Source organism: Clostridioides sp. ZZV14-6387, assembly GCF_020657835.1.
Taxonomy (GTDB): domain Bacteria; phylum Bacillota; class Clostridia; order Peptostreptococcales; family Peptostreptococcaceae; genus Clostridioides; species Clostridioides difficile_A.
Genome location: NZ_JAGWCW010000005.1, coordinates 14,703 through 37,416 on the forward strand (window position 1 = coordinate 14,703; position 22,714 = coordinate 37,416).

Here is a 22,714-nt window from a genome sequence, read left to right on the forward strand (position 1 = left end):
TATAAAGAAGAAATGAATTAAGTATTTTGAACAGAAGTGAATTAAAAATTTTGAAAGGAAAATAGTCTATGAAGCTGGATTTATTTTTATTGGCAATAGTTCCTATATTGATAGGGCTATTTTGGATAAGGTCTAAAGATAAATATTGTAGAGAGCCTTTAATTCATTTAATTAAATTTTTTTTAATAGGTGCTTTTTTAAGTATTATAATTATACTTTTAGAAAATTTACTGATGAAATTTAATGTATTTGAAGGATATTCAGAACTAATATATGTATCATTTGTAGTTGCAGGGCTTGTAGAAGAAGGTGTAAAAGCTCTGATACTAATTCCTGCACTAATTAAAGAAAAACATTTTACCGAAAAGTTAGATGGTATTATTTACTCTGTATTTTTATCTTTGGGATTTGCAACAATTGAGAATATAGTCTATATTTTTTCTGAAAGTGGTAATTTAGCCCTTCAAGTTGGTATTAATAGAGCGATTATCTCTATTCCAGCTCATGTAATGTTTGCTATTACTATGGGATATTATATCTCTAAGTATAAGTTTGAAGGAAATAAAAACAAGAGACGTGAGTACTTATTTATGGCTGTATTGATTCCAATTTTATTACATGGAGTTTTTGATTTTATATTGATGATAGAATATAGATGGGCTATTATATTACTTATAGTTTATGTGATAATTTTGTGGAAGGTAAATCTTGATAAACTTGATAAATATATGAATCACTCTAAAAAAGTGTTTTTCGGTAATCTTAAGAAAAAGAAAAGAAAATAGAGTTCAAGCAAAAGACATAAACAGTTAAAAGAAATAAATGACAAACAAACGAAGCAGATTGAAGGGGGATTATAAATTTGGCGAATTTACCAGAAGAATTTTTAGAAGATATTAGAGAAATACTACAGGATGAATATGATGATTTTATAAAAAGTTATGATGAAGATAAGACTACTGGTCTTAGAATAAATACATTAAAAATTGATAAAAAGAAACTGTTGGATTTAAATTTATTTGATTTGTCACAGATACCATGGGCAGAAGAGGGTTTTTATTATGATGATAAAATCAATAGACCTGGTAGAAATCCACTGCATGAGGCTGGAGCATATTATTTGCAAGAGCCTTCTGCCATGAGTGTGATACCAAAAGCAGATATTAAAGAGGGCGATAAGGTACTAGATATGTGTGCTGCTCCTGGTGGGAAATCTACATATATATTGTCTAAATTAAATGATACAGGTCTATTGGTCTCTAATGAAATTAATGCTAGTAGAATTAAGGCTTTAGGTGAAAACCTAGAGCGATTTGGAGTGAAAAATTGTATTATAACAAATACCGATTCTAAAAGCTTAAGAAAGACATTTAATGGGTATTTTGATAAGGTGGTTATAGATGCACCTTGCTCTGGTCAGGGTATGTTTAGAAAGGACGAGGTGGCCATATCAGATTGGAGTTATGCAAAGGTATTAGAATGTCAATCTATTCAAAAAGAAATTATAAGAGATGGATATAAAATGTTGAAGAAGGATGGTATTTTAATTTATTCAACGTGTACTTTTTCAAGAGAAGAAAATGAACATGTTATAAATGAGTTTATCAGTGAATATCCATATGCAGAACTTATTGAAATGGAAAGATTATGGCCTCATAAAATAAAGGGAGAAGGTCATTTTGTTGCCAAAATAAAAAAATTGGAAGATGAAGAGTGTAATGTCAAAGAATTAAAAATAAAAAATTTAGATAAAGAAATAAAGGATTATAGGGAGTTTGAAAAGAAATTTTTAAAGGTTGATTTTTATAGTAATAAAAAAAATAAATTTTATTTAAGAGGAGAAAACCTGTACCTACTTCCAGAAGTATATCCAGATACGAAAAAACTAAAAGTATTGAGATACGGTTTGCATTTAGGGGTTTTAAAGAAGAATAGATTTGAGCCTTCTCATGCACTATCTCATTATTTAAAGGTTGAAGATGTAAAAAATGTCGAAAACTTTAGTGTACAGAGTGATTCAATTCTTAAATACTTAAAAGGGGATGTTGTAAATTCTAATGAAAGTAGAGGCTGGGTTTTGGTATCAGTTGAAGGCATACCTTTAGGTTGGGGAAAAGAATCTGCTGGTGTAATTAAGAATCATTATCCTAAAGGTCTTAGAAAATTATTTTAAACTAGTAGAAAAAAGAAGTATAATATTTATATTGTAAGTTTATGGTAGATTATTTTGCTGTAGATTGACTTAATATTTAACACAGAGGAGACGATTTTAGTGGGTGAAGCAGTTAAAAAAGAAATTGTAGAGTGGATAAAAGTGATTGTCATAGCTCTTGTTCTGGCATTTGCAATAACTCGTTTTATAGTGCCAACAATAGTTAAGGGAGAATCAATGTATCCTACACTGGTTGAACGTGACTACCTAATAGTTAATAGAATCGCGTACAAGGTAGGAGAGCCAAAATACAAAGATATAATAGTATTCAAAACCGACTTAACAGAAGAAAATGGAAAGAAAAAAGACTTAGTAAAAAGAGTCATCGGAGTTCCTGGTGACCATGTAAAAATACAAGACTCCAAGGTATATGTAAATGATAAATTGTTAAATGAGACTTCCTATATACATAATAATCGTACTGATGGAGATATTGATATCGTAGTTCCAGAAGGAAAATTATTTGCTATGGGGGATAATAGAGAAAAAAGTTTAGATAGTAGATACGATGAGGTTGGATTGGTCGACGAGCATACCGTTTTAGGAAAGGTTCTAGTCAGATTGTATCCATTTTCTAAGATAGGAACTATTGACTAAACATATAAAATTTGGAGCAATCGCTGATTAACTGAAATCACCAGACCATGCACAATAGTTGTCTGTATAAAAAAGACAACACCTTATTTAGTAGACTTATCTAAAAGATAATGTTAAAAATGCATTATTAATAAAGATAATATAACTATAAAGGAGAATTTGTGAATGAATGAAACTATTAAAGAAGAGATTGTAGAGTGGATAAAAATAATTATTACTGCACTTTTTTTTGCATTTATTATAACTCGTTTTATAAAACCAACACTAGTAAATGGAGAATCTATGTACCCAACACTTAAGTCACATGACTATTTGGTAGCAAATAGGATGACATATAAATTATCAGAACCAAAATGTGGAGATATAATGATATTTAAGACTGACTTATTACAAGATGATGGAAGAAAAAAAGAACTTGTAAAAAGGGTTATAGGTGTACCTGGTGACCATCTAAAGATTAGTGATTCAAAGGTTTATATAAATGGCAAGTTATTAAATGAAGTTTCATATATACATGATAATTATACTGAAGGCGATATTGATATGGTGATTCCTAAGGGAAAAGTATTTGCGATGGGAGATAATAGGGAAGTAAGCTTGGATAGTAGATATAAAGAAGTAGGATTAGTAGATGAGCAAAATATTAAAGGGAAGGTTATTTTAAGAGTATTTCCTTTTACAGACATAGGCATTTTTGAGTAGGTGATTTGTATGGCAGTTGGTGTAGCATCCTTATTGTTTAATCTTGAGGAGGCTTTAGATATTTGTGAAAAAATAGAGCAAATAACTCATTTAGAGATTGGGATTGACAATATATATGAATGTAGTGAGTTATGTAAATATAAAGATAGAATTTCTAAACTAGGATTATCTGTAGGGATACACTTACCTATGGAGTTAAATACTTGCGAAAATATAGAGTATATACGAGATTCATGGATAAATTTTATTGAGAAAATAGAATTTGAGCTCAAAGGGTTTGATATAAGGTATTTCAATCTTCACTTAGGCTATGTTATGACAAATAGGATTAAAAAGAATAGAAACAAGTATTTAGACAATAGTGTAGATTTTTTAGATAAGGTAAATACAAACTCGTATATATGTATAGAGAATACATATTCAAAAAGTGGGGATTTTTCAAATATTGGAAATATATCCTATGATTTTGAATATATATTTAATAGGATTAAAAATTCTAAGATTTGTTTTTGTTACGATACTGGACACTGTTTAATTGATGAGGATGATTATATAAAGAACTTGAAGGATAAAATAAAGTTGATACACTTAAGTGATAATGATGGTATCAATGATACACATGTAGGCATAGGAAAAGGAATTTTATCTGAAGAGGGAATTAAAGAGGTCTTAAAGTTAGATGCAGAATATTTAGTACTAGAAATAAACTACGAAGACATTGAAGATACTATAAGTAAATTGAATCGTATTGTAGGAGAGGGTTAAATACCTCTCTTTAACTTGTTGATATGCCTCGTTGATTAAAATTTGTATTCATCAAAAGGAAGGAGATGTTGAAGTGAAAAAAATAAACTTAAAAATAGACGGAAAAAATAAAGAATATTCGTTAGAAGAAAACTCTTTAGGAATTAGACTAGGTGATATAGCAAAAGAATTTTGTGATGAGCATAAGGGTTATATAACACTTGCAGTTGTGGACAATAAGTTAAAAGAGTTAAATTGCAGAGTGAAGAATGATTGTGAGATAAATTTTTTAGATACTACTAATGAAGATGGTGAGAGAGTTTACTTTAGAGTCATGTCATTTGTATTTGTAATGGCTTGTAGAGAAATATTTTGGGATAGTAGAGTTACAATAGAACATTCACTATCTGGTGGGCTATACTGTGAAGTTCACATAGATAGAAAACTTAAAGAAGTGGATGTTGAAAATATAAAAAACAAGATGCAAGAGATAGTAAACAATGATTATACCATAGAAAAAATTGAAGTTACAAGAGACGAAGCTATTTCCATATTTGAAAACAATGAAATGTATGAAAAGGCAGAGCTTTTAAAGTATAAAGAGTATGATAGTGCTAAAGTATATAAGTGTAGAAACTATATAGACCATTTTTATGGGTATATGCTACCATCAACTGCTTATATAAAATCATTTGATATTAAGCTTTACAATGGAGGAGTTATAATTCTAGGCCCTAGTGAAGAAGATAAGACTAAACCTATGAAATTTATACCTCAGCCTAAATTATCAAGCGTATATTATGAAGCGGAAGAATGGTCAAGACTTATGGGAATTGACAAGGTAGTATCACTTAATAAGATAATAGAAAACAAAGAATATGGAGATATAATAAGAACATTTGAAGCGTTACATGAAAAAAAATTATCTCAAATAGCAGATATGATAAAAGAGAATAATAAGAGAGTAGTCTTAATAGCAGCTCCATCTTCGTCTGGAAAAACAAGTTTTGCTCATAGATTATCTATACACCTCAGAGTAAATAATTTAAATCCTATTTCGATTTCTTTAGATGACTATTTTATAGATAGAAAACATACTCCCTTAGACGAATATGGAAATTATGATTTTGAATCAATTTATGCTATAGATTTAGAAAAATTTAACTTAGACTTAAAGAGTCTTTTAGCAGGAGAAGAAATTGATGCTATAAGATTCAACTTCAAAGAAGGAAAGAGAGAATATACTGGTAAAAAAATAAAGATAGACTCAAACCAACCAATTATACTAGAAGGTATACATGGGCTAAATCCTATTTTAACATCATCTATACCAGATGAAGATAAATTTAAGATATACATAAGTGCCCTTACTCAAATAAACTTGGATGACCATAATAGAATTCCTACTGCTGATTTGAGAATGATAAGAAGAATTGTTAGAGATTATAATTTTAGAGGTTATAGTGCTGATAATACTATCTTACAATGGGCATCAGTTAGAAGAGGCGAAAAGAAGAATATATTCCCATATCAAGATGAAGCAGATGCCATATTTAATTCTGCTTGTGTATATGAATTAGCAGTTTTAAAGAGATTTGCTAAGCCCTTGCTGGAAGAGATAAAAGAAGATAATCCTGCTCACATTGAAGCAACTAGATTACTAAAGTTTTTGCAGTATTTTGTAGAGCTAGATGATACTTCTGATATACCAGGGACTTCAATTCTTAGAGAATTTATTGGAGGAAGTAAAATAGTCGATTAATCTGGACTATAGTATTTGTCTTTAGATTTATTAGTAATAAAATGGCAGTTGAAAAAACTGCCATTTTATTTTGCTATAATAGTTACAAGTTTTAAAATATATATTAGAATCTATTTGGAGAGATGAAGACAGGAAGTTTAAAATATTGAACTATTAAACTGTTAAAACGGTTAAATTGTTTGAAAAATGAATAAATTCTTGTAAAAAATAGTTTTAAAGTATAATTTTTTTTAACACTGTTTTATTATAGTATAAATCTGTGCTAAAATAGAATATATATATCATAATATAAGAGGTGCCTATGAATACGTTAGATGAGACATTATTAAAAGAAATTATAAGTTCTAATAAGAAATATACTAATTATGGACAAGTTGCTAGTTACATACCAGAATTAAAAAACGCTAGAAGAAATGATTTAGGAATTTGTATCATAGATAGTGAAAACAATCTTTACAGTGCTGGAAATTGTAGCACAAAGTTTACTATACAGAGTATTTCAAAACCAATTGTGCTTGCTATGGCACTTATGGACAATGATTGGGAAGACGTTTTTTCAAACGTTGGAATGGAGCCAAGTGGAGACCCATTTAATTCTATAATGAAACTTGAAATTAATGACACAAAAAAACCCTGTAATCCAATGATAAATGCAGGGGCTATAGTAACTACTTCTCTTATAAATGGGAGCTGTTTGGAAGAAAAAGAAGAAAGAATGCTTAGTTTCTTTAGGAAATTAGCAAAGAATGATAATATAGGAATAAACTATGATGTCTATAAGTCTGAAAAAATGACTGGAGATAGAAACAGAGCAATGGCTTACTTATTAAAAAGTGATGGATTTATCAGAGGTAATGTAGAAGATGTTTTAGACCTTTATTTTAAACAATGCTCAATTGAAGTAGATTCTGTAGATTTAGCCAGAATTGGCATAAATCTTGCTAATTATGGAGTAGACATAGAAAATGGTGAGCATTTGATGAGTGAAATGGTTTCTAGAATTGTCAAAACATTTATGATGACTTGTGGAATGTATGATGCTTCTGGGGAATTTGCTATTAAAGTTGGGATTCCTGCAAAATCTGGAGTTGGGGGTGGTATAATGGCTTCTGTGCCAGGACGTATGGGTATTGGTGTTTATGGACCTGCACTTGACAAAAAAGGTAACAGCGTCGCAGGAGTTAAAGTTTTAGAGGAGTTGTCAAATAAACTCAAATTAAATATTTTTTAAAATTTTAAGAAAGGATTTTTTTGACAACAACATATAATTTAATATATAATTAAATTGTAAAGAAATATGAATTAAATAAATTTTTTAGGAGGGGTCAATGAAAGAGGTATTGGTATTACGAGATTTGGAGTGCATAAAGGCTATTGCGCATCCACGTAGAATAGATATTCTAAAAGCATTTGACAAATCGCCATTGTCAGCAAAACAATTATCTCAATTATTGGAAGAACCTCATGCAAAAATAAACTACCATATAAAAATGTTATACAAAGTTGGTATTTTAGAATTAGTTGAGGAAAAAATAAAGTCGGGGATTGTGGAAAAATACTATTATCCAAGTGCAAAAAATGTGGTTATAGGGAATAGGATACTTAATTTTTCTTTAGACAATGGGGAAGAAAAAGAAGAATTGTACATATCAAAATTTGAAAACATGAGTGAAGTTTTTTATAAGGCAGCAGAAGAAGATGTTTTAGAAAATGAAAATATAGTTGATTATCATGATATTTCTCTTACTCATGATGAATTAGTTGAACTCAGTGATGCTATGAAGTCAAAGATAGATGAAATTTTAAATAAAAGACAACACAACGTTGAAGGTTCTAAGTATGATATAGCAATGGTTGTAATTCCTACACTTGAGGAAGAATGTCCTAGTTAGAACCATTAATTATGGATTAATTAAAAACATAAAGTTAGAGATTGAACATCAGAATTTACTTAATAATCAAAAAATGGCTTTTGGTATGAGTAAAAAATGATTTTTAGTCTCTATTTTTTTGCCTGTTTATATAAAGGATTATAAAATATATATAATCAAATTGTAATAGATATATAAATGAAATGTAGTAAAATTATAATTAAAATGTAAGACATATATAGATATATGTAAGGAGTGGCTAAATAATCTATAAGATTATAATATTTGAAATTTCTTAAAATGGGTATAATTAAATTGTAAATATTAAAATTTAAAATTAATATACATGAAATTGATTATAGTTACATTAAATTAAAGTTGTATTAAAATAAAAATTTACTTATTAGAAATTTATAATTAAAATTTAGCACGAATATAAGTACAAATAAGAATATAAATACAAATAAAAGGAGATTAATATGATTAAATTAGGAACACATCTTTCAATAGCAAAAGGATTTGCTAAAGCAGCTGAGACAGCTGTATACATTGGTGCAAATACATTTCAATTTTTTAGTAGAAATCCAAGAGGAGGAAATGCTAAAGAATTTGATGCAAAAGATATAGCTAAGTTTCAAGAGATTAGAAAGGCAAATAATTTTGCACCATTACTTGCACATGCTCCATACACTATGAATTTAGGTGGTGCAAAGGATGATGTATACGAATTTGCGACAAGAGTGATAGATGAAGATATAAGAAGGATGGATTCACTAGGAATTGAATACATGTGTTTTCACCCAGGTAGTCATGTAGGTGGTGGAGTAGATTTTGGTATAGAGAGAATAGTAAAAGGATTGAATAATGCTATTAAGGGTGATGAAAATATAACTATACTTCTTGAAACTATGTCAGGAAAAGGAACTGAAATAGGATTTAAGTTTGAGCAATTAAAAAGTATAATAGATGAAATTGAACACAAAGAAAGAATAGGTGTGTGTCTTGATACATGTCATATTTTTTCAGCTGGATATGATATAGTAAACGATTTAGATGGAGTCTTAGAAGAATTTGATAAGATTATAGGGATAGATAAGTTAAAAACTGTTCATCTAAATGATAGTATGATGCCATTTGGAGATAAAAAGGACAGACATGCTCCTATAGGAGAAGGAAAGATAGGATTAAAAGCATTGATTGATTTTATGGAACATCCTAGCCTGAAAGACCTACCATTTTTCTTAGAGACTCCTTTTGATGATGAAGGTCATAAGAGAGAACTTAAAATGATAAAAGAGATACTATCTAGTAAATAAAATTTTATTTGCTATGTGTAATTTTAATAGAATATAAATATATTGCAAAAATTCTCATAATTTGTTGTATAATTAAAAGTGATACATTTATATTATATAAAAATTAATTAAAAGTTAGGTGGGGAAAGATATGAGAAATTTAGGCAATACCAATATGAAAATAAAGAGAGTTGGCTTTGGGGGAATTCCAATACAAAGAATTACTCAAGAGGATACTAACTTAGTCATAAATGAGTTAGAAAAACAAGGAATAAACTTTATTGACAGTGCAAGAGGGTATACAATAAGTGAGGAAGCAATTGGAATTGCTCTTGAAGGGAAAAGAGATAAATTTTTCTTAGCTACTAAAAGTATGTCTAGAGATTATGACTCAATGAAGAGAGATGTTGAGATAAGTTTAAATAATTTCAAAACTGATTTTATAGATTTATATCAATTCCATAATGTTAAAGAAGAGGAGTATGACAATCTTTTTAAAGATAAGATGGCTTATAATGCTCTTTTAGAGGCAAAAGAACAAGGTAAGATAAAGCACATCGGGATAACTAGCCATAATTTAAGTACTATAGAAAAAGCTATAGAAGGTGGAAAATTTGACACTATACAGTTTCCTTACAATATAGTTGAAGGACAAGCAGATGAGGTATTTAAAAAGGCTCATGAAAAAGGAATTGGAATAATAGTAATGAAGCCTTTAGCTGGAGGGGCTTTAGATAATGCTACATTAGCTATTAAGTACATATTATCTAAAGACTATATAGATGTAGTTATACCAGGGATGGAAAGTGTTGAACAGGTTAGACAGAATGTTGCTGTACTTGAAAATCTTGTGCTAGATGAAAAAGATAATAAAGAAATTGAGGAAATAAGAAATTCTTTAGGTAAAAAATTCTGTAGAAGATGTGAATACTGCATGCCTTGTGCTGTTGGAATAAATATACCATTGAGCTTTTTATGTGAAGGATATTATACTAGATATGGACTTGAAGAGTGGGCTAAAGAAAAATATCAGGTTATGGATGTTAAACCTACTGAGTGTATTGACTGTGGTCTTTGTGAGAGTCGATGTCCATATGAACTTCCAATAAGAGAAATGTTGAAGACTGTTGTCGAAAAATTAGGATAGATTTTATTTGTTGAAATCGGTGTAGTAAGTTTACTCCGATTTCTTTTTATATGGATATGCTTTATTTATGTGAATATGTTTTATTTATATGGATACGTCTTTATATACAAATGTTAAATTTATATGAATGCAGTAATTTTATAAGTACTAAATTTACATAGCTACAAGTATCATATAAATTTAAAATTTGTGTGAGTATAGCTATAGCACAAATATTATTGTTATAGTTTGTATAGCATTACTATAGTATCAATTAGTATATAAAATATTTATTTCTCAAAAATATTATAAGATATATCATATTTAGATACTGGATAAAGTTCAATTTCAACCCTAGGGTTATCCTTATCGATAAAGTCGAATAAAAGTACTGGCTTAAGTTGTTTATCATTTTTTATTATTCCACTTTTTTCAATACCATCACAAATACTCTTTGGATAATTATGTAAGTCTCCCATTCTCTTGTTTGGGAAGTATAACTTTAAAACAGTTATTAGATTTTCTTCAACAGTTTCTCCTTGATACTGTTGGTTTATAAAACCTGCAATCATGTTTTCATATGCTAAATACTTAGAATACTTTCCCTTTGAAGGCATCCATGCTTGACCATTTATATTATGAAGTTTAAAATTAGATTTACTAATGGGTCTACCTGGAATTGTTATTTTAATCAAATTGTTCACCATCCTTATACAGTATTTATTATAATCTGTGGATGATTTAAAAGCAAATTCTTATTTTTAATGTTTTTGTAAGTGATAAATTTAGATATGATAAAATTTATATTGCCTATTATGAATGGTAAATTTAAAAATGTAAAATACACTATATAATTGTAAGTTAAAGTTATATTTAATTTTGTGACTATAATTTATCAGTATGATATGTATTACATTGTTGAAAACATAAAAATTATAATTATATTAAAATGGAAAATAGATGATAATTTAATTACATGGTGAAGTTTGAGTTATATAAATATTGGAGTAAAGTAGAGAAATCATATTAGTAAGATGATTACTAAAAAAATAGTAAAAAAAGTTTAAACTAAGTTGTTATTGTAGAATAATAAGAAATAGAGTATATAAAACAAGTTATATTAAAGGATAAATGGATATTATTATAAAGAGATGAGACTTATATTATAATTTAGCTCATTTTATAATATAGTAATAATAATTGTAGTTTTATAACCTAAATTAAACAGGTTAAATAGATTAAGTAGTATTAAATAGATTAAAAAGGAATAATTTTATGAATAATAAGGAATTAAAAGAATTTTGTAATCTTATAGGATTAAAGTGTGTAGGAATAGCTGGTATAGACAAGTATGACAATCTAAAAAAGATACTTGAAGACAGACAGGAAAAAGATTATTTGACTGGGATGGAAGAACCAATAATTGATAACAGGATTAATCCAAGAAATATAATGGAGGATGCTAATTCTATAATAGTATGTGCATTTCCATATCATATAAATAGACAAGAAAAAATCGAAAATTCAAATTTATCAAAATATTGCCATGGAAAGGATTATCATATTGTAGTAAAGGACTTTTTACAACAAATTTGTGATTATATATCCAAAACAGTAGAGGATTTTAAATACAAGATATTTGCTGATAATGGGCCATTAGTTGACAGATATTTAGCTTATTTATCAGGTATAGGATATTTTGGAATAAACAATAACATCATAACTGATGAGTATGGTTCTTATATATTTATAGGATATATAGTAAATAATTATGAATTTGAGGAAGATAAACCACTAGAAAAAAGCTGTTTTAAATGTGGTAAGTGTGTAAAATATTGTCCGGGAAATGCTATATTAGGAAATTATGATATGAATCCCAAGAAATGTTTATCATATATAACTCAAAAAAAAGGAGATTTGTCAGAGGAAGAAAAATCTGTTTTAAAGAGTAGTAAAAAGGTATTTGGGTGTGATATCTGTCAAGAAGTATGTCCACATAATGTTGGAATACCAACAACTCATATTTTGGAATTTAAAGAAAATATAATAGATTATTTGGACTATGATGAGATACAAAATATTTCAAATAAAGAATTTAAAAGGAGATATGGAGATAGAGCATTTAGTTGGAGGGGCAGAAATATAATAAAGAGAAATATGGAAATAATTTTAGATAAGTATAATGACTAATAATAAGAGTCTATTTCATATACTTTAATGTGAACTTACTTTAACACTTATTGTATCAAAGTCATATTATATCATTAACGTTAAATATGGGGAGGTGGGGGAATATTGAAATATAATAATACATCTGAAATAAATCCACTAGATTGTATACTAGGTCAAGAAAGAGCTGTAGAAGCTATGGAATTAGGTCTAAGAATAAGTAATCCAGCCTATAACATATACTTAGCTGGTGAATCTGGAACAGGAAAAAGTACTTATGCCTTAAAGGTTTTGAATGAATATGCATCCAAAAAAAATACACATAAAGATTGGTGCTATATATATAATTTTGAAAACCCTAGAGAGCCTATTATAGTTGAGTTAGAAAAAGGGTTTGGAAGAGAACTTAAGAAAGACATGGAGAAGTTAATTGAGAGTCTTTTAGAAGATTTTAAAAATGCGTTTGAAAGTGAAAGCTTTGAAATAGAAAAAAATAAACTTTTGGACGAATATGAAATAGAAAAAGATATGTTACTAAAGCAAATTAAGAAGTACGGAGAAGAAAAAGGATTTAAATTAAAACAGAGTAAAATGGGAATAGTCTTTATACCTTTGAAAGAAGAGGAAGATGAAAGTGACATATCTGATGAGGAGTTCTATAAGGCAAAAAGAGAACTGGAAAACATGGCTATACAGGTCGTGTATAAAATTAAAGATTTAGAAGAAATAGCTGAAAAAGCTGTTTTAGAGCTTGAAGAAGAGATAGCTAAACTTGTAGTAGAACCTCACATCAAGACATTGTGCGAAAAATATGAAAATTATGATAAAATCCAAGCTTATTTGGAAAAAGTAAAAAAAGATATAATAGAATATATGTACTTATTCTATTTAGATGAAGATGAATTAAAAGATAAATATGATAAAGAACATTTTATTAAATATAAAATCAACCTATTTGTAGACAACGGAGGTTCAAAAAACAAAGAATCAGCACCTGTTATAGTAGAGATAAATCCAAGTCCTGCAAATTTATTTGGAAAGGCAGAATACGATTATGCAAATGGCAATATAAAGACTGATTTTACGAAACTATTATCAGGAGCATTTCATAGGGCTAATGGTGGTTACTTAGTGATTTATGCAGACCAGTTGTTAAAATATACGATGTCTTGGGAAATCCTTAAAAAGACTTTGCAAACAAAAAAAGTAATATTAGAAACTCAGACAGCAATTAAGCCAGAAAATATGCCATTAAATGTAAAATTAATATTGATTGGAAGCCACTATATATATGATATTCTATACAGATATGATGAAGATTTTGAAAAATATTTTAAAATATTCGTGGATTTTGATAGTGAAATGGATAAGAATGAAAATAATGAAGATGGAATTGCTAGATTTATAGCATCTCAATGTGATAAGAATAATTTAAGACATTTTACTAAGGAAGCTGTTGGTGAAGTTGTCAAATTTAGCACTAGATTGTCTGGTGATTTAGGAAAATTATCAACTAAATTTAATAAAATAATGGAAGTTGTAATAGAAGGAAGTGCATATGCAGAATTTAGAAATTCAAGATATACAGAGCAGTGTGATGTTAAGAAAGCAATAAGTGAAAAGAGAAAAAGAATTAATAGGGTAGAGACACATATGGATGAATCAATTGAAAATGGATTTACTTTAATAGAGACAGAGGGAAAACAGGTTGGAGTGATAAATGGTCTATCTGTATTAAGTACGGGAGAGTACTCTTTTGGTAGAGCTTCAAGGATTACAGCAACCACTAGTCCAGGAAGTAAAGGCATAGTAAATATAGAAAGAGAAGTAAATATGAGTGGCTCTATACATAACAAGGGAGTGCTTATATTAGGGGGTTATCTTTCTGAGAACTTTGCACAGGATTTAATAATGTCACTAAATGCATATATCTGTTTTGAACAAAATTATGGTGGAATAGATGGAGATAGTGCTTCTTCGGCAGAATTATATGTACTATTGTCATCTCTTAGTGGAGTGCCAATTAAGCAGAATATTGCTGTTACAGGCTCTATAAATCAAAAGGGAGATATACAAGTGGTTGGTGGAATAAGTGAAAAAATAGAAGGATTTTATTCTATATGTAAAACCAAAGGATTAAATGGTGAGCAAGGAGTTATAATTCCTAAGAAGAATCAGAGAAACCTTGTTTTATCAGATGAAGTTAATGATGCTATATTAGATGGGAAATTTAAGATATATACAGTTGAAAGAGTAGAAGAGGCTATAGAGATACTGACAGATGTTAAATTTGAAGAAATAAAGAAATTAGTAAAAGAAAAATTGATATCCTTTAGTAAGATACAAACTGTGTCAAAAGAATAAGTTTATTATAGAATTTAATGGGTATTTATGTATAATAAAAAGCAAGAACTTTAATAGGTTTTTGCTTTTTTTGTGAAATATATGTAGATTGAATTTTTATTTTGTATATTTTATATATTGATGTTTATTTTTTGTTGAGATGATTAAACTATTTATAAATAGAGTCTTATAAATTAGTATTTTAAAGGGGGATAATTATGAAAAATGTAAATCTAAAAGAGATAAATAAAAAAGACATAAAAGAAAATGAAGACATAAAAGCGAACCAAGAGATAAATGAAAAAAATCTAAAAGGGAAAGAAGATATAGATAAAAAAGATACAAATAAAGTTGAACCTAAAAAAGAAATGAATAAAGCAATTAGTAAAAAAGATAAAATAATTGATGAGAAAGATATATCAAATTTTAGTGATATTGAAGAAGATAAAAAAACTGAAACAGGCAAAAAATCAAAGAGTACTAATTCCAATAAGAAAACACAAAAATCAAATAAAGAAACTAAGAGTAAATCTAAGAATAAGTCAGTAAATGATAAAGATGTAAACAAGATTTTAGATGAATTAGAAAAACTATACCCAGATGCTACATGTGAGTTAAATTATGGGACAGCCTTTGAACTTTTGATAGCTACTATTCTATCAGCTCAATGTACTGATGTAAGGGTAAATAAAGTTACATCAGAGTTATTTAAAAAGTACAATACAGCAAGAGACTTTGCCGACTTGAGTATTGAAGAAATTAGTAAAGAGATAAAAAGTTGTGGCCTTTATAAAAGTAAATCTCAAAAAATAAAAGATACATCTGAACAACTATGTGAATTATATGATGGTGAGGTACCAGATAGTTTAGAAAAACTTGTGAAATTACCTGGCGTTGGAAGAAAAACAGCAGGAGTTGTACTTAGTAACGCCTTTAATCAACCAGCAATAGCAGTAGATACCCATGTATTTAGAGTTACCAATAGAATTGGGATAGTGGATGAGCCAAATCCTCAAAAAACAGAATTTGCACTTATGGAAGCTATACCAAAAGAAAGATGGTCACACTCACATCATGTATTAATTTTTCATGGAAGAAGAATGTGTAAAGCTAGAAATCCAGAATGTGGAGATTGCCCAATAAAAGAAGATTGTAATTATTATAAAGAAATTAATGAAATGAAATAACTTTTATCAAAGTAAGTTGTACAAGAGGGATTTTCTGATATAATAATACTTATGAAAATGTTAGATAGAAAACTATTATATATAACTAAGTAAAAATTGTTATTAACATTATTATATATAATAGTATAATATTATTGTTATTCTGTTTATAAAATAAAGTTTAATAAATTAAGAGCAATACTTAGGGAGGATAAAAATGTCATTGAATATAGTATTAGTAGAACCAGAAATACCTCAAAATACAGGAAATATAATAAGAACTTGTGCAGCAACAGGTTCAACTTTACATTTAGTAAAGCCATTAGGTTTTTCATTAGATGATAAACACCTAAAAAGATGTGGGCTTGACTATTGGGATATAGCTGATATACAATATTACGATAGCTTTGAAGAATTACAAGAAAAGTATCCAAACAGCAAATACTTTTTTTCTACAACAAAGGCTAAGCAGTCACATTCAGATGTGAAATATGAAGAAAATTGTTTTATAGTATTTGGCAAAGAAACAAAGGGATTACCAGAACCTTTGTTGAAAGCAAATATGGATACTTGTATTAGAGTACCTATGTTGGATGTTGAAAAAGCTAGGTCACTAAATTTATCAAATTCAGTTGCTATAGTAGTGTACGAAGCTTTAAGACAAATAGGATACCCTAATATGAGGTAGTTTACCAAGCCTAAATGAGAAAGGAGCATACTTAATGAAAAATCTAAAGATAATCTGTGACAGTTTATCGGACGTGCCAAAAGATTTGTTAGATAAATATGATATAGATATTGTCTCGTTAACAGTTATATTAGAGGAAAAAGAGTATAAGGATAGAATCGATATATCTGGAGATGAATTTTATAAAAAGCTTAGAGAAGAAAATGCATATCCAAAAACTTCTCAAGCTACTTATGCCCAATTTAAGGAAGTGTTTGAGAAGTATACTAGTGAAGATAGAGAGATACTTTATATAGCAGGTTCTGCCACAGCCACAGGGACGTATCAAAGTGCTGTAATGGCAAAAAATGATGTAGAAGGTAAAATATATACATACGACTCTAACTTGCTTTGTATGGGAACTGGTTTACTTGTAATAAAAGCAGGAGAACTTGCAAGTGAAGGAAAGTCTATTGATGAAATATTGCCTGTTTTAGATGATTTAAAAGAGAAAGCTTTTGTTATATTTTCGGTGGATACACTAGAATATTTACAAAAGGGAGGAAGAATATCATCTACTAAAGCAGCAATAGGAAGCATATTAAATATAAAACCTATCCTAGAGATAAAAGATGGACTAGTTTCACAAATATCTCAAGTAAGAGGAAAGAAGAATGTAATTTCTAAGATGATGGACTTGATAAAATCAAATTGTGGGGATGATTTATCAGACCAAATTGTGTATATAGGATATAGTGATGATTTTAAGGAAAAAGAACAATTATCTAGGGTTATGGAAGATGAATTAAGACCTAAGGAAATTAGATTTTTCCAAATTGGTGTGTGTATAGGTGCACATGCTGGACCTGGTGTCACTGGTATCATATGTCTAAAAAAATAAATAATATTTTTTAAATTATTAGTTGTTTTTTTATTAGATTAAGATAAAATATTAAATATTGATATGCTAAATTGGATTTATTTTAGATAAAATTAAGTGTTGATATATTAGATTTAGTTTTTAGGGAAGTGTGTAAATAGATAAAATTCTATTGCACACTTTTTTATAGTAAGATTTATTGTAAAGAGTTCAAAACAAGAGTGTAAATTATATATAAAAAATTTATAAACAGTATATAAAAATGTCATGAAAGTATAAGGAGTGAAATTTGATGCATTTAAAAAAAGTGTTGATATTGATATTAACCGTAGCAATGACAGCTGGAATGTTGGTTGGGTGTAGCAATAATCCTGACAACAATTCTAATTCTAACAAAGATAATAAAAGTAATATAACTGACAAAAATAATTCAAAAAAATCTATATCTATGATACTAGATATTGAAGGAACAAACAATGAAGTTATGAATAATGCTGCTTTATTGGCATTAGACAATGCTAAAAAGAAACTTAATATAGATACAAATAAGGTGGAATCAGATGATTCGTCGACTTTTTCTAATAGTATAGATATTTTATGCAATGACAATCAAGATTTAATTATAGCTGTAGGAGCTAGGTTTGCAAAACCACTGGAGAAGGTAGCTAAGAAATATCCCAAGCAACAATTTGCAATTGTAGATTATGAATATGACAAGCAACCTTCTAATATAACTTCAATTTCTTATGAAGATAATAAATCTGGATATCTAGCTGGATTAATCGCTGGAAAGATGACTGAAAGTGATAAGGTCGGTTTTATTGGTGGAGTAAAGGGCTCTAGTAGAGATAAATTTGAAGCAGGTTTTAAAGAAGGTATTAAATTTTCTAATAGTAGTATAAAGGATGTTTCGATTGAATATGTGGATGTCTTTAAGGATAGTAAATCGGCTGAGTCTATAGCTAAAAAAATGATGGATAATGGGGTAGATGTTATTTTCTCTACTACTGAAGATGATTCAAAGACTGTAATAAATGCAGTTAGAGCGAAAAATAAGAAAGTTATAACTACTAATAAAGACCAACATGATTTGGCTCCAGAAAATGTTATAAGCTCTATTGTAAAAGATTTTGAAAAGCCTACTTATAATATGATACAAAGTTTTGTAAATGGAAATTATAAAGGTGGAGAAGTTATAGAAAATACAGTTCAGTCTGGAAGTACTGGACTTGCTCCAAATAGCTCTCAAAATGTTCCTCCAGATGTGTTAGAATATGTTAATAAGAACAATAAATAATCTATAGAGACTTCATGTTCTATATCAGGGAGTGAATTTTGTGAAAATAAAAAGACTATTGATGCTCTGCTTTGTTGTGGTGTTTACAATTTTTATATTAGCTATATGTGATTTTGATTTTGGACTTGATAAAGTAAACAAAGATAATTCTAATATAAATAGTGCTAAATCCAAACAGAGTGAGTCTAAAAGTGTATCAACATCGTCAAATAAAGATAAAGTAAATAAAGATAAATTAGATAACAAAAGTAATAATGAGGAATATGAAATAAAAGATGATGATTCTTATGTGAGAAAAACTGTTGGAGTATTATTAGACACTGAAAACTTAAATAACGAATCGTATAATAACAATGTACTATCAGCTCTAAAAAGAGCTGATAAAGATTTTGATATTAGAATAAAACTTGAGAAACCAAAGACTTCTAAGAATTTTAAAGAAAGTCTAGAAAAACTACATAAATCTGAACCAGATTTGATAATAGCAGTTGGAGCTAGGTTTGCAGAGTTAATTAAAGAAGATGCTACCAAATATCCAAAACAACAATTTGCAATAGTTGATTATGCTTATAAAGTCCAACCTGCTAATGTAGTTTCAGTATCATTTCAAGATAATTCTACTGGATATTTGGCAGGTCTTATTGCAGGTAAAATGACTGATACTGGTAAAGTAGGTTTTATAGGAGGTGTTGAGGGTTCTAGTAGGGATAAGTATGAATCTGGATTTAGGAAAGGTCTAAAAACTTCAAATAAAAATGCTGAGTTATTAGTTAAATACTCAAATGTATTTGAAAATCCTGAGTCAGCTAGAACTATTGCAAAAGAAATGAGAGATTCTGATAGAGATGTTGTATTCTCAGTTACAGAAGATGATAGTAAAAGAGCTATTCAGGTAGCAAGAGAAAATGGTGGCCAAGTTATAGCTATTAATAAAGACCAATATGATATGGCACCAAACAATGTAATAAGTTCAATTGTAAAAGATGTGGAACAACCAGTCTATGAATTAATAAAGAATGTTATAAAAGATGGTTTTCATGGAAGTAAGGTAATGGAATTTAAAATAAAAGATGGAGAAATAGGATTAACTCCAAATAGTAGTAGAAATATACCACCAGATGTTTTAGAGTACATAAAAAAAGAGTATAACAAAGTGAAAGATACATATTAATAACTGTTTTAAAAGTTTATAAAAATGCACTTTATAGGTGTGAGTTAATTATAGAAAAGTCTAATAATAGGTGTGTTAGCAGAAAAATTCTGCTACACACTTTATTTATTTCAAGTAAAAAATTTATCAAAAAAAAGAAAAAGGAGTAAAAAATGGAATTTACAAGAGAGCCATTTATACTAGATGACGATTTGTGTCTAGCTTTGGTGGACAAAAGAATTAGTTATCTAATGGAAAATGAATTAAAATTAAGAAATATAGAGATAATAAAAACAATAGAATGTAAAGAATTATATGAAAGCATAAAATATCACCCAGATATATGTATTTGTAATTTAGGAAAAGGAGATATAATTGTTGCGCCGAATGTATATAATCAATACAAAGAGTTATTAAGTAGATATAAATTTAATATAATTAAGGGAGAAGCTAATTTATTAAATAGATACCCTTATGATATACCTTACAATATTGCTATAGTTGGTGACTATGCTATCCATAACTTTAAGTACACTGATAAAGTAATATTAGATTATATTGAAAATAATAAACTTAAAAAGATAAATATAGAGCAGGGCTATTCTAAATGCTCAATCTGTATAGTAGATAGAACATCTATAATAACATCAGATAAAGGTATTTGGAAAAGCATGAAGAATACAGAAATAGAGTGTTTATTAATAGAAAAAGGTCATATAAATTTATTTGAGATGAATTATGGATTTATAGGTGGATGTACAGGGTTAATTTCTAAGGATAAACTAGCTTTTTGTGGAGATGTTAAAAAACATCCTGACTATGAACGTATAAAAAGTTTTGTAGAAAGTAAAAACAAGGAGATAGTTACACTTAGCTGTGAGAATTTACTAGATATAGGTTCTATAGTTCCTCTCATGACAAGAAAGGAGCGATAACTTTGGTTGAGAAGGATAATATTTCTTCTATGAAATTTTTGAGGAATAATAATGTAAACGATAGATTAATATATACGAATGACATTGTAGAAGTAGTGATAGATTCTGCAAAGCAAGAAGTATTAAATAAAAAAATACTTAATGGTACTAAAACTGAACAAAGAGCTCTAAATATTGATGAGATATCAACAGAAATAACTAGTATGATAATAAGTATAATGAAAGAGAAACTTTTAAAAGAATACATTCTAAAATGCTATGGGCGTACATATCCTGAAGATAAAAATAATATATACATATATTCACTGAACATATTTGCTAAAAAAGAGATTTTTATGAGAGAAACAGTATTTACAAGGGTGAGAAACTATATAGAGGAAAATGATTTTATAAACGTAGAAGGTTTTATTAGATTTAGAATGCGAGAATTTATGAAATATATTTCTGCTATAGGTGATATTGCAGTTGAGGAGTATTTAATAAAGAAAGACCAAGATGAATTTATAAGAGTCTTAAAATACTTTATAGATACTCAAGAAGAAAAGATTGATTTGCTAAAAGTTCATATAATGGAAGATAATACATTTATTTTATACGATAAAAATGGAAACAAAATAGACAGTATAGATGATGAAGAAATCATAAATATGGTAATAAGAGAGAATTTAAACTATGAGGACTTTTTAATAAGTACCTTATTAACTTTATGTCCTAGAAAAATAGAAATATTAGATTTATTAAATAATAATTGCTCAAAAGAAATTATAGATACTGTAGAGGCAATTTTTGAAAATAAAGTTAGTATAATTATGGAGAATTAGGAACTAAAGATATAAAACTAAAAAAATTCTTTTTAAATCGACACAAAAGACTTATAATTGTATATAAAGCTATAATATAGCTAGGGCTATTAACTATAAAAAATATCTACTGATTAAGTGTAATATAGCTGACAAATATACAATTGATAAGGAGAAATTTTATAATGGATAATTTAATTAGGATACTGATATTAGCTGTTATTGGTGGATTTATAGGTTACGTTACAAATGTAGTTGCTATAAGACTAATATTTAGACCAATAGAGCCTATTAAAATACCTATTTTAAATATAGAAATAGTAGGGCTTATACCAAAGAGAAGAGCAGAAATAGCAGCCAATGTGGGAGAAATAATTCAAGAAGAATTTCTTTCTATGGACGAAATACTTGCAAATATCATTACTGACGAAGATAAGGAAGAAGTTGTAAGATACATAAAAGCAAGGGTAAAAATTATAATACATGAGAAAGTCTCATTTATACCAAGTGGCATAAAAAACATGATACAAGACTATTTAGGAGAGATAATTGAGTCTGAAGTTAAACAGAGTATAGATGAATTGAGTAAAAATATAATAAATAAAGCAAATGAACGTATAGATATACAAAAAATGGTCGAAGATAAGATTAATGAACTAGATTTATATGAATTAGAAGAGATAATAATAAAAATAGCTAAAAAAGAATTAAAGCATATAGAGTTTTTAGGTCTTGTTTTAGGTTTTTTAATAGGTATAGTTCAAGGTTTGGTTACTATATTTATTTAAATATACAATAACTAGCTATTGTACTTAAGTATACAAAAACTAAAAATTAACTTCAATAATAATTAATTTTAGTATTTATCTAGTCATATCTATCATGCATGTAGATATATTTTAAAAATTTTAAATTGGTGAAAATATTATAATATAACTATAAATCAAAAGATTAAAGTAATATAAAAATATTAGAATATTGATTTAGAGTTGATTAAG

The 22,714-nt window shown here is 28.0% G+C and carries 21 protein-coding genes and 1 pseudogene; 21 read left to right on the forward strand and 1 reads right to left on the reverse strand.

What is annotated here, in order from left to right:
- Positions 1 to 68 precede the first annotated feature (68 nt).
- From KGF38_RS04345 to KGF38_RS04395, 11 genes and pseudogenes are all read left to right on the forward strand, one after another.
- A complete protein-coding gene (locus KGF38_RS04345) occupies positions 69 to 785 on the forward strand; it encodes a PrsW family intramembrane metalloprotease (protein ID WP_054269079.1) in 717 nt (238 codons plus the stop codon).
- Positions 786 to 812: 27 nt separating this feature from the next.
- Positions 813 to 860: pseudogene (locus KGF38_RS20555) on the forward strand (bacteriocin); the annotation flags it as partial.
- Positions 861 to 862: 2 nt separating this feature from the next.
- Positions 863 to 2,173, forward strand: coding sequence for an RsmF rRNA methyltransferase first C-terminal domain-containing protein (locus tag KGF38_RS04355; protein WP_074179065.1), 1,311 nt, complete (start codon positions 863 to 865; stop codon positions 2,171 to 2,173).
- 99 nt (positions 2,174 to 2,272) lie between these two features.
- Positions 2,273 to 2,809, forward strand: a complete 537-nt coding sequence (gene lepB / locus KGF38_RS04360) for a signal peptidase I (RefSeq protein WP_054269080.1) — start codon at positions 2,273 to 2,275, stop codon at positions 2,807 to 2,809.
- A gap of 165 nt (positions 2,810 to 2,974) precedes the next feature.
- Positions 2,975 to 3,511, forward strand: a complete 537-nt coding sequence (gene lepB / locus KGF38_RS04365) for a signal peptidase I (RefSeq protein WP_054269081.1) — start codon at positions 2,975 to 2,977, stop codon at positions 3,509 to 3,511.
- 9 nt (positions 3,512 to 3,520) lie between these two features.
- Positions 3,521 to 4,276 (forward strand): sugar phosphate isomerase/epimerase family protein, encoded by a 756-nt coding sequence (locus KGF38_RS04370; RefSeq protein ID WP_054269082.1) that lies wholly within the window; start codon positions 3,521 to 3,523, stop codon positions 4,274 to 4,276.
- A 73-nt stretch (positions 4,277 to 4,349) separates the two neighbouring features.
- The gene (locus KGF38_RS04375) at positions 4,350 to 6,017 is read left to right on the forward strand and encodes a nucleoside kinase (protein ID WP_054275838.1); all 1,668 of its coding nucleotides are present in this window, start codon (positions 4,350 to 4,352) and stop codon (positions 6,015 to 6,017) included.
- Between the two features lie 301 nt (positions 6,018 to 6,318).
- On the forward strand, positions 6,319 to 7,248 hold the full coding sequence (glsA, locus tag KGF38_RS04380) for a glutaminase A (protein ID WP_054269084.1): 930 nt from the start codon (positions 6,319 to 6,321) through the stop codon (positions 7,246 to 7,248).
- Positions 7,249 to 7,345: 97 nt separating this feature from the next.
- Entirely contained in the window at positions 7,346 to 7,909 is a 564-nt protein-coding gene (locus tag KGF38_RS04385) for an ArsR/SmtB family transcription factor (protein ID WP_054269085.1), read from the forward strand.
- A 458-nt stretch (positions 7,910 to 8,367) separates the two neighbouring features.
- Complete coding sequence (locus KGF38_RS04390) at positions 8,368 to 9,204, forward strand: deoxyribonuclease IV (RefSeq protein ID WP_074179067.1); 837 nt, start codon at positions 8,368 to 8,370, stop codon at positions 9,202 to 9,204.
- 130 nt (positions 9,205 to 9,334) lie between these two features.
- On the forward strand, positions 9,335 to 10,330 hold the full coding sequence (locus tag KGF38_RS04395) for an aldo/keto reductase (protein WP_054269087.1): 996 nt from the start codon (positions 9,335 to 9,337) through the stop codon (positions 10,328 to 10,330).
- Positions 10,331 to 10,599: 269 nt separating this feature from the next.
- On the opposite strand, the gene KGF38_RS04400 is transcribed toward KGF38_RS04395, so the two are convergent.
- Positions 10,600 to 11,004, reverse strand: a complete 405-nt coding sequence (locus KGF38_RS04400; protein ID WP_021383211.1) for a RusA family crossover junction endodeoxyribonuclease — start codon at positions 11,002 to 11,004, stop codon at positions 10,600 to 10,602.
- A 580-nt stretch (positions 11,005 to 11,584) separates the two neighbouring features.
- Here KGF38_RS04400 and queG point away from each other — a divergent pair.
- The 10 genes from queG to KGF38_RS04450 all read left to right on the forward strand — a co-directional run bounded on the left by queG (position 11,585) and on the right by KGF38_RS04450 (position 22,504).
- Positions 11,585 to 12,499 carry a tRNA epoxyqueuosine(34) reductase QueG gene (queG, locus tag KGF38_RS04405; RefSeq protein ID WP_054269088.1) on the forward strand — a complete coding sequence of 305 codons (915 nt, stop codon included), beginning with the start codon at positions 11,585 to 11,587 and terminating at the stop codon, positions 12,497 to 12,499.
- Between the two features lie 105 nt (positions 12,500 to 12,604).
- Positions 12,605 to 14,842, forward strand: coding sequence for an ATP-binding protein (locus tag KGF38_RS04410; RefSeq protein ID WP_167639735.1), 2,238 nt, complete (start codon positions 12,605 to 12,607; stop codon positions 14,840 to 14,842).
- A gap of 197 nt (positions 14,843 to 15,039) precedes the next feature.
- Positions 15,040 to 16,008, forward strand: a complete 969-nt coding sequence (gene nth / locus KGF38_RS04415; RefSeq protein WP_176702488.1) for an endonuclease III — start codon at positions 15,040 to 15,042, stop codon at positions 16,006 to 16,008.
- 196 nt (positions 16,009 to 16,204) lie between these two features.
- The gene (gene trmL / locus KGF38_RS04420; protein WP_003429657.1) at positions 16,205 to 16,675 is read left to right on the forward strand and encodes a tRNA (uridine(34)/cytosine(34)/5-carboxymethylaminomethyluridine(34)-2'-O)-methyltransferase TrmL; all 471 of its coding nucleotides are present in this window, start codon (positions 16,205 to 16,207) and stop codon (positions 16,673 to 16,675) included.
- A gap of 34 nt (positions 16,676 to 16,709) precedes the next feature.
- Positions 16,710 to 17,555, forward strand: a complete 846-nt coding sequence (locus KGF38_RS04425) for a DegV family protein (RefSeq protein ID WP_054269090.1) — start codon at positions 16,710 to 16,712, stop codon at positions 17,553 to 17,555.
- A 271-nt stretch (positions 17,556 to 17,826) separates the two neighbouring features.
- Positions 17,827 to 18,831 (forward strand): BMP family ABC transporter substrate-binding protein, encoded by a 1,005-nt coding sequence (locus KGF38_RS04430; RefSeq protein ID WP_227832228.1) that lies wholly within the window; start codon positions 17,827 to 17,829, stop codon positions 18,829 to 18,831.
- A 40-nt stretch (positions 18,832 to 18,871) separates the two neighbouring features.
- Positions 18,872 to 20,002 (forward strand): BMP family ABC transporter substrate-binding protein, encoded by a 1,131-nt coding sequence (locus KGF38_RS04435; protein ID WP_223152737.1) that lies wholly within the window; start codon positions 18,872 to 18,874, stop codon positions 20,000 to 20,002.
- A gap of 152 nt (positions 20,003 to 20,154) precedes the next feature.
- The gene (locus tag KGF38_RS04440; RefSeq protein ID WP_054269092.1) at positions 20,155 to 20,916 is read left to right on the forward strand and encodes a DUF6873 family GME fold protein; all 762 of its coding nucleotides are present in this window, start codon (positions 20,155 to 20,157) and stop codon (positions 20,914 to 20,916) included.
- A 29-nt stretch (positions 20,917 to 20,945) separates the two neighbouring features.
- A complete protein-coding gene (locus tag KGF38_RS04445) occupies positions 20,946 to 21,737 on the forward strand; it encodes a putative sporulation protein YtxC (RefSeq protein ID WP_227832229.1) in 792 nt (263 codons plus the stop codon).
- Positions 21,738 to 21,901: 164 nt separating this feature from the next.
- Positions 21,902 to 22,504 carry a DUF445 domain-containing protein gene (locus KGF38_RS04450; protein WP_054269094.1) on the forward strand — a complete coding sequence of 201 codons (603 nt, stop codon included), beginning with the start codon at positions 21,902 to 21,904 and terminating at the stop codon, positions 22,502 to 22,504.
- The last annotated feature ends 210 nt before the right edge of the window (positions 22,505 to 22,714 follow it).

Excerpts from the sequence above, each read along its gene's own strand:
- queG (WP_054269088.1), top strand. The coding sequence starts at position 11,585 with ATGAATAATAAGGAATTAAAAGAATTTTGTAATCTTATAGGATTAAAG.
- KGF38_RS04425 (WP_054269090.1), top strand. The coding sequence starts at position 16,710 with ATGAAAAATCTAAAGATAATCTGTGACAGTTTATCGGACGTGCCAAAA.
- KGF38_RS04440 (WP_054269092.1), top strand. The coding sequence starts at position 20,155 with ATGGAATTTACAAGAGAGCCATTTATACTAGATGACGATTTGTGTCTA.
- KGF38_RS04450 (WP_054269094.1), top strand. The coding sequence starts at position 21,902 with ATGGATAATTTAATTAGGATACTGATATTAGCTGTTATTGGTGGATTT.
- lepB (WP_054269081.1), top strand. The coding sequence starts at position 2,975 with ATGAATGAAACTATTAAAGAAGAGATTGTAGAGTGGATAAAAATAATT.
- trmL (WP_003429657.1), top strand. The coding sequence starts at position 16,205 with ATGTCATTGAATATAGTATTAGTAGAACCAGAAATACCTCAAAATACA.
- KGF38_RS04445 (WP_227832229.1), top strand. The coding sequence starts at position 20,946 with ATGAAATTTTTGAGGAATAATAATGTAAACGATAGATTAATATATACG.
- KGF38_RS04385 (WP_054269085.1), top strand. The coding sequence starts at position 7,346 with ATGAAAGAGGTATTGGTATTACGAGATTTGGAGTGCATAAAGGCTATT.
- glsA (WP_054269084.1), top strand. The coding sequence starts at position 6,319 with ATGAATACGTTAGATGAGACATTATTAAAAGAAATTATAAGTTCTAAT.
- nth (WP_176702488.1), top strand. The coding sequence starts at position 15,040 with ATGAAAAATGTAAATCTAAAAGAGATAAATAAAAAAGACATAAAAGAA.
- KGF38_RS04345 (WP_054269079.1), top strand. The coding sequence starts at position 69 with ATGAAGCTGGATTTATTTTTATTGGCAATAGTTCCTATATTGATAGGG.
- KGF38_RS04395 (WP_054269087.1), top strand. The coding sequence starts at position 9,335 with ATGAGAAATTTAGGCAATACCAATATGAAAATAAAGAGAGTTGGCTTT.
- KGF38_RS04370 (WP_054269082.1), top strand. The coding sequence starts at position 3,521 with ATGGCAGTTGGTGTAGCATCCTTATTGTTTAATCTTGAGGAGGCTTTA.
- KGF38_RS04430 (WP_227832228.1), top strand. The coding sequence starts at position 17,827 with ATGCATTTAAAAAAAGTGTTGATATTGATATTAACCGTAGCAATGACA.
- KGF38_RS04390 (WP_074179067.1), top strand. The coding sequence starts at position 8,368 with ATGATTAAATTAGGAACACATCTTTCAATAGCAAAAGGATTTGCTAAA.